The sequence below is a fragment of the Bacteroides sp. Ga6A2 genome, from assembly GCF_000702225.1.
Lineage (GTDB): Bacteria > Bacteroidota > Bacteroidia > Bacteroidales > Bacteroidaceae > Ga6A1.
This window is the reverse complement of record NZ_JNKX01000043.1, coordinates 1-12,857: the sequence shown is the minus strand read 5'-3', so window position 1 is coordinate 12,857 and position 12,857 is coordinate 1. Positions and strand designations below refer to the sequence as shown.

9 protein-coding genes, 1 tRNA gene and 1 rRNA gene are annotated in these 12,857 nt (G+C 46.7%); 2 read left to right on the top strand and 9 right to left on the bottom strand.

Annotated features, from left to right (window positions below; translation table 11 throughout):
• Nucleotides 1-157: 157 nt before the first annotated feature.
• A tRNA-Ser gene (locus tag T538_RS0111240) sits at nt 158-242 on the bottom strand.
• 181 nt (nt 243-423) lie between these two features.
• Between T538_RS0111240 and T538_RS17785 the strand changes: the two genes are divergently transcribed.
• Complete coding sequence (locus T538_RS17785; RefSeq protein WP_051656048.1) at nt 424-1,287, top strand: helix-turn-helix domain-containing protein; 864 nt, start codon at nt 424-426, stop codon at nt 1,285-1,287.
• A gap of 96 nt (nt 1,288-1,383) precedes the next feature.
• On the opposite strand, the gene T538_RS0111230 is transcribed toward T538_RS17785, so the two are convergent.
• The 7 genes from T538_RS0111230 to nadC all read right to left on the bottom strand — a co-directional run bounded on the left by T538_RS0111230 (nt 1,384) and on the right by nadC (nt 11,750).
• Nucleotides 1,384-2,196 (bottom strand): SDR family oxidoreductase, encoded by an 813-nt coding sequence (locus T538_RS0111230; protein WP_031533907.1) that lies wholly within the window; start codon nt 2,194-2,196, stop codon nt 1,384-1,386.
• A 26-nt stretch (nt 2,197-2,222) separates the two neighbouring features.
• On the bottom strand, nt 2,223-3,401 hold the full coding sequence (gene uxuA, locus T538_RS0111225; protein WP_031533908.1) for a mannonate dehydratase: 1,179 nt from the start codon (nt 3,399-3,401) through the stop codon (nt 2,223-2,225).
• Nucleotides 3,402-3,531: 130 nt separating this feature from the next.
• The gene (locus tag T538_RS0111220) at nt 3,532-5,556 is read right to left on the bottom strand and encodes a patatin-like phospholipase family protein (protein WP_031533909.1); all 2,025 of its coding nucleotides are present in this window, start codon (nt 5,554-5,556) and stop codon (nt 3,532-3,534) included.
• 83 nt (nt 5,557-5,639) lie between these two features.
• Nucleotides 5,640-7,379 (bottom strand): phospho-sugar mutase, encoded by a 1,740-nt coding sequence (locus T538_RS0111215; protein WP_031533910.1) that lies wholly within the window; start codon nt 7,377-7,379, stop codon nt 5,640-5,642.
• 89 nt (nt 7,380-7,468) lie between these two features.
• On the bottom strand, nt 7,469-9,151 hold the full coding sequence (locus T538_RS0111210) for a dipeptidase (RefSeq protein ID WP_031533911.1): 1,683 nt from the start codon (nt 9,149-9,151) through the stop codon (nt 7,469-7,471).
• Nucleotides 9,152-9,179: 28 nt separating this feature from the next.
• Entirely contained in the window at nt 9,180-10,880 is a 1,701-nt protein-coding gene (locus tag T538_RS0111205; RefSeq protein WP_031533912.1) for a M23 family metallopeptidase, read from the bottom strand.
• A 21-nt stretch (nt 10,881-10,901) separates the two neighbouring features.
• Complete coding sequence (gene nadC, locus T538_RS0111200; protein WP_031533913.1) at nt 10,902-11,750, bottom strand: carboxylating nicotinate-nucleotide diphosphorylase; 849 nt, start codon at nt 11,748-11,750, stop codon at nt 10,902-10,904.
• A 222-nt stretch (nt 11,751-11,972) separates the two neighbouring features.
• Between nadC and rlmH the strand changes: the two genes are divergently transcribed.
• On the top strand, nt 11,973-12,446 hold the full coding sequence (rlmH, locus tag T538_RS0111190; protein WP_031533914.1) for a 23S rRNA (pseudouridine(1915)-N(3))-methyltransferase RlmH: 474 nt from the start codon (nt 11,973-11,975) through the stop codon (nt 12,444-12,446).
• 109 nt (nt 12,447-12,555) lie between these two features.
• Here the strand turns inward: rlmH and rrf are convergent.
• Nucleotides 12,556-12,668: ribosomal RNA gene (gene rrf / locus T538_RS0111185) — 5S ribosomal RNA — on the bottom strand.
• Nucleotides 12,669-12,857 lie beyond the last annotated feature (189 nt).

The following is a 12,857-nucleotide window of genomic DNA, read 5'->3' as shown; positions in this document are numbered from 1 at the left end:
ACTCTTAAGCATATTTCAGTTACAAAGATTTTGTTATTGTATTTTTGTTTTATTCAAAGTAAAAAACAGTAGCGAAGATAACAAAAAAACAGAAAAAGTCAATCATTTTTACACGAAAAACAAAAAAGAGCAACCATTATCTGATTGCTCTTTTTAGCGGAGAGGGAGGGATTCGAACCCCCGGAACGTCGCCGTTCGGCGGTTTTCAAGACCGCTGTAATCGACCACTCTACCACCTCTCCAAACTTCTTTAAGAAGTACTCTTCTTTCGAAAAGCGATGCAAAGATACTATATTTTTTGAATTCAGCAAATATTTAAGGCAGATTTTTTAATTATTTTTTGAGTAATTTTACATTTCCTATTCATTTCACTTGCTCAAAACAATGTTTTTGCATACTTTTGTACAAAAATTAGGTTTCATCATGACCCACAAAATAAATAATCTAAACACGAATTACTTCAGGATAACAGAAAATTTACTCGAAGAATTTAGCATCGGCACACCAACGGTCAGCCGCAACGCATACATCATCTTGTGCGAGCAAGGACTTGCCGAGATTCAGGTAAACCTCAGCAAAGTTCTTCTGCAACAAGACGAGGTGCTGTGCCTGTTCCCGTCGGACACGGTTTCGATTTGCCGGAAAAGTCCCGACTTCAGGGTGCTGTGCTTCACCTTCAGCGACGAGTTTATGTGCATGGCATCGGTAAACATCGAGAACGTGGTTATGAGATTCATGCACGCCAACTTCCACCTTAAGCCAAAGCCCGAGAGCCTCACGGTTATAAAAAGATGGTTCTACTTTATAAAAGACATGTTCATAACCGCCGACAAGGAGGTTAAGCACGAACTTATGCTGATGCAACTGCGATGCATCTATCTTGGCATATACAGCGCCGGCAAAAAATGGATTCGCGAAAACGGAATAAAGTACAAGGAAACGCTGACACGCAGCACCGTACTGTTCCATAAATTCGTAGAACTGACGATAAAATACTCGGCAAGAGAGCGAGAGGTCAACTTCTACGCCGACAAGATGTGCATCTCGTCGAAATACCTTAACACCATAGTAAAGGAAATAGAGCACAAAACTGCGAAGGAATACATTGATGAGCGCGTGATTACGCAACTAAAAATTAAGATAAGGACATCGACAAACAGCATTCAGGAGATTTCAGACGAGTTCAGGTTTACAAACCAGAGCCATCTGGGCAGATACTTCAAGAGGCTTACAGGTATGACCATATCTGAATACAAGAAACAGAAGTTCAGCAACGATTATTCATAACATTCAGACACTAAAAAAGGCGCAGATTTCTCACGAAATCCGCGCCTCCACATTTTCCTTTAAAACTTGCTTATTTAAAAAAAGTTGTTTCTGAAATTACATTGCGAAACTGTTGAAGCCACCGTCTACAACAGCCACAGTACCTGTTACGAATGCAGCAGCGTCGCTCATAAGATAGTGGATTGTTCCGCAAAGTTCCTCAGGCTTACCGAAACGTTTGAACGGAGTCTGACGGATTACGTCTTCGCCGCGCTTTGTAAGGCTGCCGTCCTCGTTTGTAAGCAGACGAAGATTCTGCTCTGTAAGGAAGAAGCCAGGGGCAATGGCATTTACACGAATCTTCTCGGTAAACTTAGAAGCCACCTCGTTAGCCATAAACGCCGTAAAGTTTGAGATACCAGCTTTGGCAGCAGCATAGCCGCACACGCGTGTCATAGGACGGAAAGCAGCCATTGACGAGAAGTTGATGATGCTTCCCTTGCCCTGCTTTACCATAGGCTCAAGGAAAATCTGAGTTGGGATAACCGTACCCGTGAGGTTAAGGCTCAGAACTTTCTGGAACTCCTCTGGCTTAAGGTCGAAGAAATTGCCGTCTGGAGCGATTGTCGCACCCGGCATATTTCCTCCTGCAGCGTTAAGAAGGCAGTCAACCTTGCCATACTTAGCAAGAATGTCGGCGCAGTTCTGCTTAACTACAGCCTCGTCCATAACGTCGGTCTTCAGGAAGATGCACTCGCCACCCTCGGCAACGATGCCGGCAGCGATTTTCTCGCCTACCTCAGCCTTACGACCCATGATTACAACCTTTGCGCCCTCTTTTGCAAGATAAGCTGCAATGCAACGGCCAAGCACGCCTGTTCCACCTGTGATAACAACTACCTGACCCTTTATATCGAACAGATTATTCATCCTTTTTCTATCTTTTTTATTGATTATTATTTACCTTCTTCAATCTCTCTTCTAACGGTTGCCATAACGCCCTCAACCTGACCAAGGGCGAACATACGTCCGTGGAAACTGTAGCCTGCGTTGTATCCGCCGTTCTCATCGCCAAGCATACATGGACCGTGGTCTACGCGCATTGGCAGAGAAGGATTCTCGCGCTCGAAGATGCGCACGAGTTCGATGACATTGGCACGACCACCAAGATGCGATGCCTCCTGAAAATCGCCGTTTGGCTGAACCTGAGTACTGCGCAGATGAACGAAGTGAGTGCGCTTTGCATACTTGCGAGCCAAGGCAGGAACATCGTTCTGAAGTCCCGCGCTGAGAGAGCCAGCACAGAATGTAAGTCCGTTATGCGGATTGTCTACCGCGCTCAAGAACCAGTTGATATCCTCGTCGTTGCAGACGATGCGAGGCAATCCGAGAATCTGCAATGGCGGATCATCTGGGTGAACGCACATGTTCATTCCCCACTCCTCGCATGTTGGCATGATTGCACTCAAGAAGTACTTCATGTTCTCGCGAAGCTGGTCTTTTGTAATGCCATCGTAAAGTGCCAGCAAGTCGCGGAATTTCTGAACTGGGTTGAAGTCGTTCTCGCTGATGTTACCATTCACAAAGCCCTGAGTCTTAACGATGATAGTATCAACAAGAGCGTCGTCGTCCTCCTTCGTCATAGTCTTCTTCAGTTCGGCAGCCTTTGCAAGAACCTCATCGGTATAATCAGCCTCGGCACCCTTACGCTGAAGGATGTAAATGTCGAAGTAAGCAAACTTAACCTTGTCGAAGAAAAGGTTGCTTGTTCCATTTGGATTTGGATGGAACAACTCGGTACGCGCCCAGTCGAGCACAGGCATGAAGTTGTAGCAAATTGTGTGAATGCCGCACTTGCCGAGATTTGCCAGACTGATCTTATACTTCTCGATAAGTTCGTCGCGGTCTGGACCGGCATACTTGATTGATTCGCAGACAGGAAGACTCTCGACAACAGACCATCTCAAGCCGAACGACTCGATATAGTTCTTCAAGTCCATAATCTTCTCAACAGTCCAAATCTGATCGTTAGGGACATCGTGCAATGCTGTTACAATACCCTCCACGCCAATCTGGCGCAACATGGAAAGAGTTATTTTGTCATTCTTTCCAAACCATCTCCAGGTTTTTTCCATTGGTATATTTGTATTATAGTTTTTATTCGTTATCAGAGCACAAAGATAGACATTTTATTCAATACACAAAAACGAACCGTTATTTATATTACAAAACGCGAGTAAGATTATGCCCTGAGTCAAGAGGCGACTAAAACATTAATCCGAACGAGAGAAGCAGTCCGACGTTCTTCGTGCGGTTGCTAAAATTCAGACTTGCCTCTATCGGACCGAGCGACGTGTTGTAGCCCCATCCTATCATGCCGCCGTAAAGAGTTTCGCCCTCGCTCTCAATTGCCGACGACAACGTCAGACCGCTCCAGCCAACGCTTGTGGCAGCAACAAGATAGTTGTTGTCCATAACCCTGAGGTTGGCACGGCACGAGCCTTGAACAAAAATCTTGTTTATCGCCTCCATCTTGTTTATTCCATAGAACTGTATCTGCGAGTCGAGATACGTCCCGTACGGATTTCTGCCGCCAATCCAGTTTGCCATCGTCATGGAATAGTTGTTGCCCACGATGAAACGCGTTGCAGCCGACGGCAAGATGGTGAATCGCTTGCTTATCGGGAAAGCCACCTCGCCAAACGCCGCAATGGTGCTCACCGGAGCCTCGTTGTCGTACTTATACATATTGTCGGTAACAAGTTCGTATGTAGTCCTGAATCTACCACCCGATGTTGGAAACGAGCGTTTGTTCATCGTATTACCCTCAACTCTGAAGAAATACTTTATCAGATGCTCATTATCGAGAACCGAAGCCGTGCCGTCGCTCGACAGATAATCAGTATAGTACACGTTGTCATACTTCATTCCGAAGCCGATGAGCAGATGCCGCCAACTGTGAACAAAATCGAGTTGAAGAATGTTGCGGTTAAACGTAACTGTAGAACACTTTATGTCGGCATCGTAGACCGAGAAGTCGCGATGGTTGAAGATGTACGAAGGCGAGATGAACCAGCCTTTTATCGGCTCGTAAGCCAACTTTGCCTCAACATCGAGAATCTTGCCGAGGCGCGCCGTAAGCGAAGCATAACTGCCGTTTCGCAGGTTCGGTACTTGGATTGTTCCGTTAAGGATAAGGGCTGCCATATCCTCGTTATCGAACCGTGCACCGAGACTCAGATAGTTCGAAGGTGCTTTGTGCTGCTGAATGCTGTCGCGCATAAAGTACAAAGCCCAATCGGGCACAATATAGTCGGGTCGCGGCTTTACATCTTCAATTCCGAGCATATTGCGCAGCTTGACCATATCGTCGAACTTGGCGCGCGCAGCATCCTCTCCGCGAGCCACAAGCGTATCTATCGCCGTCTTGTTGAAACTTGCAGCCGAAAAGCCATCAACATTCACTTTTATATATATGTCGGTCTGGTCAACATTAAGCTGATACTGCGCCTTTCCCGAGATGTTTATAAGTTGTCCGAGCACACTCATGGCAGACGACAGGTTTTTCGCTTCCATAAGGTCGCTCTGCACGTCAACGCCGATGATGATGTCGGCTCCCATCGAGCGCGCCACATCAACCGGATAGTTGTTTATCATGCCGCCGTCAATAAGCACGAGCGAATCTTTGTAAACAGGTGTGAACACTCCGGGAATAGCCATGCTTGCGCGCATTGCCTTTGCCAGATATCCGTCGTGGAAAACAACTTCATCGCCATTTACAAGATTCTGCGACACGCAGGCAAAAGGAATAGGTAGTTGGTCAAAATCGAGCGAATCGGCATACTGCGCCGTAAGTTGGTTGAAGAGAGCCTCGATGTTCTTTCCCTTCAGCAGTCCGCCCTCGACAACCTCGCCGGGGAATTTCATAAACGGAACGGAAAGGATGAAAGGCATCAGCTCCTTTGTTCGGTAATAAGGAAATCGATCTTTGTTGAGTTGGTCGGCAAGAAGTATTGACCAGTCCTGATTTGACAATATGCTGTCGAGTTGGTGTGCGTTGTAGCCTATTGAGTACAGTCCGCCCACGATGGCTCCCATAGATGTGCCTACGACATAATCTACGGGAATTCCGGCCTCCTCGATAACCTTTAGCGCGCCGATGTGCGCCGTTCCCTTTGCTCCGCCGCCGCTCAGCACAACGGCAACCTGTTTTCGGCGATGCCTGTACTGTGCGCTGACCGATGAGAGCAGCACCATGAACAACAAAAATATGCAAAAAATTCTTTTCATCAGAAAAATAATAAAAGGCCCGACGGAGAGATTATCCACATCGGGCCAAGAAAATCTAAAAATTCGACTATTCCTTGCTCTTTTTACAAGCCAAGGTCTTTCTTTATCAATTCTACTCTTGCCTCAGCCTCCTTGACTGCGCCGTCGTAGCATTTTGCACATTCCATCTTACCCGGAATCTCGGTGTAGAACTTAATCTTAGGCTCTGTTCCAGACGGACGGACTGAAATCTTCAGACCATCTGCTGTAAACCACTGAAGAACGTTGCTTGTGTCTGGCATAACCAAATCGCTCTCAACGCCGTTGTTCACCATCTTCAGAGTCTTGTAATCCTTGATTACAGTTACAGGCGAGCCGGCAATCTGCTTTGGAGGATTGTTGCGGAAGTTCTCCATCATAGCCTTGATTTCGTCTGCTCCGCTCTTACCCGGCTTAGTAACCGAGATTGCGTACTGATAAGAGAATCCGTACTCAAGATAAATTTTCATCAAGAGGTCGTACAGAGTCATGCCGTTATCCTTAGCCCATGCAGCAATCTCGCAAAGCAAGCAGATTGATGCTGGCGAATCCTTGTCGCGCACCTTGTCGTATGGCAAGTAACCGAAGCTCTCCTCGCCACCGCCGATGTACTTCTTCTCGCCCTCGCTAATCTTGATTTCGCGTGCAATCCACTTGAAGCCAGTGTAGCAGTCGCGCAACTCAACACCGTTCTTCTTTGCAATGTCAGCGATAGTCTCGGTTGTAACGATTGTCTTAACCATGAACTCGTTGCCTTTCAACTGACCAAGTTTCTTCTTGTTCTCGATGATGTAGTAAGAGAACATCAGGGCTGTTTGGTTTCCGTTAAGGATGTACCACTCGCCCTTTGAGTCGCGGCACACAACGGCAAGACGGTCGGCATCTGGGTCTGATGCAAGAACGAGATCTGCGTTCAACTTAGTTCCAAGTTTCATACCGAGAGTCATAGCCTCAGAGTTCTCAGGGTTTGGCGAAACAACTGTTGGGAAGTTGCCGTCTACAACCATCTGCTCCTTAACTACGTTGATATTCTGGAATCCCCAAGTGCGGAGAGCCGCAGGGATAATAACTCTACCTGTTCCGTGAAGCGGAGAATAAACGATGCAGAGATCCTTCTGACGGTTGATGACGTCTTGGTCTACAAGAGCCTCATGAACGGCCTTCAAGTAGTCGATATCCATCTCACCGCCGATAATCTTAATCAAATCCTCGTTTGGCTCGAACTTAACATCGTTGATTGAAACCTTGTTAACCTCATCGATGATGCCAGTATCGTGCGGTGCAAGAACCTGAGCACCGTCGTCCCAGTAAGCCTTGTAGCCGTTATACTCGCGTGGATTGTGGCTCGCAGTGATATTAACACCAGCCTGAGCGCCAAGCTGACGGATGGCGAACGAAATCTCAGGAGTTGGACGCAATCCCTCGAAGAGATAAACCTTAATGCCGTTGGCTGAGAAGATATCGGCAACAGTCTCGGCAAACAGACGAGAGTTGTTTCGGCAGTCGTGACCAACCACAACTGCAATATCTTTCTTGCCTGCAAAAGCCTTGTTTATATAGTTTGCGAAACCCTGAGTAGCCATACCTACGATGTACTTGTTCATGCGGTTTGTACCAGCACCCATAATTCCTCGCAAGCCACCTGTACCAAATTCAAGGTTACGATAAAAAGCATCAATCAATGCTGATTTGTCTTCGGCCTCGAGAAGTGCCTTAACCTCAGCCTGTGTTTCTGAATCGAATGCAGGAGAAAGCCACTTCTTAGCCTCTTCTGTGCATTGCTTTATTAACTGATCATTTTCCATAATGACTTTGTTCAATAGTTAGTTTAACAAAATATAAGGCAAATATAGTAAAAGGTTGCGAGAAAAAATAATTTCTCGCAACCTTTTTGTTATTTTTTGTCATGATTTTCCGAAGGAACCAAAAACCTGTCGCCGGTCTTCTTTACAATGTCTTCCTGCATAGGCTTTGGATAGCCCACCCTCGTAGGCTCTTCGCCGTAGCCGAATTTTGTCTTCTTGAACTCCCATTCTCCGATGGTATTCTTCTTAACCGGTCTCACGGTCATGTCGTTGTACTTTACCAGAAGGAACTCGCCCAGCTTCTTCCATCTCTTGAACGTCTTGTTTGCACAATCGTTAGAGTAGTTGGTCAGATATGTCTGCACAAGCTGAGGGTCGTCGTCGTAAAGTTCCTTTGCCTTTCTCTCGACGTTAGGCTGTTCCTTGTGATACATGCCTTCGAGGTCGTTCTGAACTTCGCGAAGGTCGGCAATCATCAGATTATACTTCATGTAAATCATGTTGCTAATCCAGTTGCACACCCAGAAGCTCGAATCCCACGAGAATTTGATGTCCGAAGCCGTTCCGCCAGCCAAGCACTTTGGAATGTCGGTTGTACAGCAATACACCGGAGTGTAGGCAATCATGTTGGCATCGTCTGTACCGAACCACTGCACACCACCAATCCAACTAGGGAACCACGAACGCATCTGCGCCACGGTTGTGAAAGCAGTCTGCTGGGTAGAGATTGGTCGCTCGTTGTAGTAGAGTTTGTCGCCGACCTTGAATGTGAGCGGCGTTGGACGGTAAGGTGACTCGTACATTCCTGCGCCGGCATCCTTAGCCATTTCCATGAATGTATTGTCGTAATGGTCGCGCATACACTCGCAAATCTCGTTTACCGACAGAAGGCGGTTTGGCTTGATGTAAAGCGGCATCGCCTCTTTGCTCTTGCCCATGATATAGTCCTGATACTTGTTTATCTCGGGATTATATGCTCTGAAGAAGCTCCAGATGCGGGCATCGCAGAAATGCGCGCTCTCGAAATCGGTAGGACTATAGGCGTCGCTGAAGCTGAAATCCTTGTTCGGTCCTTTGTAATAGCCTTTCTCGCGTGCGAAAGAGACGACATCCGAAGAATACATTACATTTTCCTTGTCGCTCATGTCAAACTTGCGAATTCGGCTCTGATTTGCGTGTCCACTTATGCAGTCGTCCGGGATTCTTACGGCAACCCAAACGGCCCCGTGTCCGCCCGGACCTTTGCCTATCATATCCATAATCCACGCCTCCTCGGCATCGGCAATGGTAAACGATTCGCCAGAGCTGGCATAGCCGTACTGCGCCACAAGGTCGGTCATGACCTTTATTGCCTCACGCGCCGTTCTTGAACGCTCCAAGCCTATGTAGATAAGGCTTCCGTAGTCAATCTTAGGCGCACCCGGACCGCGAAGAGTGTCGAGCAGTTCCTTTCGTCCTCCGAAGGTCGACTCAACAATCGTTACCTGATGCTCGTTCATGTTTCCTACAACGTTGTAGGTGTATTCCTGTTCTGGAATGTCACCGAGATACTCATTGGTATCCCAGCAGTTTATTCGCCGTTTGCTTCCCGGCAGATGTTTTCCTGCGTTTCTGTGGTAAAGGAAGCCATAGAGTCCGTAGCTGTCGGCATTGTACGACACAATGACCGAGCCGTCGACAGAAGCTTTCTTTCCGACAATCAGACTGGTACATGCACGCATCGGAATCATGCAAAGCAGCAGTCCTACCAGTACTGTAAACCTTTTCCCCATCTATTACAATTTCTTTCTTGTTTTTGTGCTAATATACAAATTCCTGCACATCGACCGTCTTGTTGCCACAATTATCTGTTGCCACAAATTCGAGCCGGTGCTTTATGTTTCGCTGAATATCAACATCTTCGAGATGACACGTCAGCACTCCACGTTTGTTTGTAAAAAGTGCGAATTTGCCATCAATCTTGCATTTGTAGTGCAGAAGTCCGCTCTCCTTGTCGGAGATGACGTACTTAACCACGCCAAGCCTGCTCCAGTTCTTCTTCGCTATCGGGTTGAACCGAGGACCTATCGTATCGACCTGCACCGTGTAGGTTGCTCCAAGGTCGCGCACTCTGCCGCTCACCCATCCGTTGTCGCTGTTGTATCGTCCGCCCATATATCGCCATCCCGTTGCGGTCTTCATTGCCACATAATAGCAGCGAGTCTCTACCGGCAGCGGATTGCGCACGGCAATCATTATCGTTGCCCATGTGTTCAGCGGAAACACATCGTCGTGCAATCGGTATGTGTTCGAAATGCCCTTTGGCGACACGATAGTCTGAACATTCAACGGTGCATCGTCGTAGAGCAGTCCGCGCGGAATAGCCAGTTCCATTCCCGGCTCCTGAACAACGTTCGTACGATTCCAGTGCAGGAAATGCCTTACGTTCGGAACTTGATATTCTGGTATCGGACTTTTCTTTCCAAACACATTGAACTCAACAGTTCCGCGGTTGCCGTAATGGTCCTCAAGAATGTATTTAAACTTGTAGATTCTTTCTTCGTTAATATCGACAATGCCTCTGTTCTTGTCGAGATTGAGCATCTGCAACGAGTTTCCCGGCGCAGCAAAAGATTTAAGAAACCAAATTCGGCTTTTCCTGAAAACATCGTAGTCGCCCCATGAGTTAACCATTCTGTGCTCTATCGGGTAGAACTTGTCGAGATGACTTTCAAACCGTTGTATTCCGTCTACGAAGAGTTTTATCGAGTAGATGCCGTAGTGATTGTACGTCTTGTTCATCATGTCTTCTCCGTAGATGCCAACGCCAATCTTCCCCCACGCATTTATGGTATCGCAAACCACTCCTCTTATTCCGCCCTTTATCTTGTATCGCTGATTTGTCGTGAGTCCGTTTATCACGCCTTCGCCTCTCTGCGGATAGAACATTATCTCCTTGCCGTGCGGCGGTATTGTATCTTGCAGAAGATGCTTGAAATAAGGCAGAGGGTCAACAAGTTCATCGGTTGCCGTGTTGTGAAGTTCGAAGTGCAGGTGAGGGCCATGCGATGCTCCCGTGTTTCCGCTGTACGCGATGAGTTCGCCCTGCTTAACCCTTATCTCGCGAGGTTCGAGTTTTATGTCGACCATATCCAGTTCGTGCTGGATGCAGTATCGTTTTACAAACTTTGCTATCTCAGGAGTAAACTTCTGCAAATGGCAATAGACCGATGTGTATCCGTTAGGATGAGTTACATACAACGCATTGCCAAACCCAAACAAGCCAATGGTGATACGCGAAATGTATCCGTCAGCCACACAATACAACTCCTTACCTTCAACTCCCTGAGTCTTGAAGTCAAGACCGGCATGCATGTGGTTCGGTCTTGGTTCTCCGAAATTTCCCGCTATGAAAAGCGGAAACTTAAATGGTGCTTCAAACTGTATCTTGCTTTGTATATCCTGAGCAGTAGCAAAGACACTCGCCACGAGAGCGAGTGTGCTACATACTAATCTTTTCATTTTCCTGTTCAGCAACGCTTTTTAACAAGCCTTGAAACTCATGTCAAGCCCCTTTACCGAATGAGTAAGCGCGCCAACCGAGATGAAGTCTACGCCACACTCAGCATAGTCGCGCAAAGTGTCGAATGTTATACCGCCAGATGACTCAGTCTCGAATCTTCCGCCGATAAGTTCAACAGCCTTCTTTGTGTCGGCAGGAGTGAAGTTGTCGAGCATGATTCTGTTCACGCCGCCAATCTCCAGAACCTGATTCAGTTCGTCGAAGTTGCGGACTTCAATCTCAATCTTCAAATCCTTGTTCTTTGCCTTCAGATAAGCGTGACATCTGTCTATTGCGTTCTTTATTCCGCCGGCAAAGTCAACGTGGTTGTCCTTCAGTAGAATCATGTCGAACAAGCCGATACGATGATTTACTCCACCGCCAATCTTAACAGCCTCCTTCTCGAGCATACGCATACCCGGAGTTGTCTTGCGGGTGTCAAGAACGCGTGTCTTTGTGCCTTCGAGTTTCTTGACATACTTGTTGGTCATTGTTGCAATACCGCTCATTCGCTGCATGATGTTCAGCATCAGACGCTCGGTCTGCAAAAGGCTCTGAACCTTTCCGGTAACAATCATGGCAATATCGCCCTTCTTTACGGCTGCTCCGTCGTTTATAAACACTTCAACCTGCATTGTAGGGTCAAAACGGTGGAACACCTGCTTAGCTATCTCAATGCCGGCAAGGATGCCGTCTTCCTTAATCAAAAGCTTACTCTTGCCCATTGCATCGTCTGGAATGCAGCAAAGGGTTGTATGATCGCCATCACCTATATCCTCGGCAAAAGCCAAGTCAATCAATCTATCGTTTAATTCGTCTACTGACAACATATTTTTTCTTTTTAAATTTTATTGAAATGCAAACATACATATTTTTTGCTAATTGTGCAACCCTAAACGCCAAGAAAATGACGACACAGCTTTTTTCGGCACTATTATCATTCTCGCTTCAGACAGGCTTTCGAAAATCGCAACTTATCATTATCTTTGCAGAAATTTATCATTCTGATGAATCTAAATGATTATATCGGAAAAAAATGATTTAAGGATTACATGAAAGCAATATTTTTAGTCGTAGGAAAGACGGTTGACAAGCATTTCATAGCCTCGACCGATGAATACATCAGCCGAATCAAGCATTACATGGGCTTCGAGATGGTTGTAATACCCGAACTGAAGAATACGAAGAATCTTTCCGAAGAGCAACAGAAAGAAAAGGAAGGCGAGCAGATTCTGAAGGCCATTCAGCCCGGTGACTACGTCATCCTTCTCGACGAAGCAGGAGCAGAACGCCGAAGCATAGAGTTTGCACAATGGCTCGAAAAGAAGATGAATGCCGGCAGCAAAAGACTCATCTTCATTGTCGGAGGACCTTACGGATTCTCTCCTGCCGTCTACGCAGCCGCAAACGAGAAGATTTCGCTCAGCAAGATGACATTCTCGCACCAGATGATAAGAATGATATTCACCGAACAGTTCTACCGTGCAATGACTATTCTGAACAACGAGCCATATCATCACGAATAAAACGAATGTTCCTCCTGACTAGAACAGAAGGAACATTTTTTTGGAGAATATCCACAAACGCAAGAAGTCCCCCTCAGGCATTGACCTGCGGAGGACTCTCTATTCTTAAAAACGGCGGCTACCTACTCTCCCACATTGTATCGCAGTACCATCGGCGTGAGTGAGCTTAACTTCTCTGTTCGGAATGGGAAGAGGTGGAACCTCACTGCTATAACCACCTGAATATCTTTTTCTGACCTTCTTTCTTTATTTTCTGTCAGCATTCAGTTCTTTCAACATATTGAAGCAATACAGCAGAACCGACAGTCCTACAACTCAAAGCACATATCCCTGTAAGAAAGCTGACGGGCAATTAGTAGTGCTCGGCTTTGGTGTCGCCACCTTTACACCTGCACCCTATCAACGTTGTCG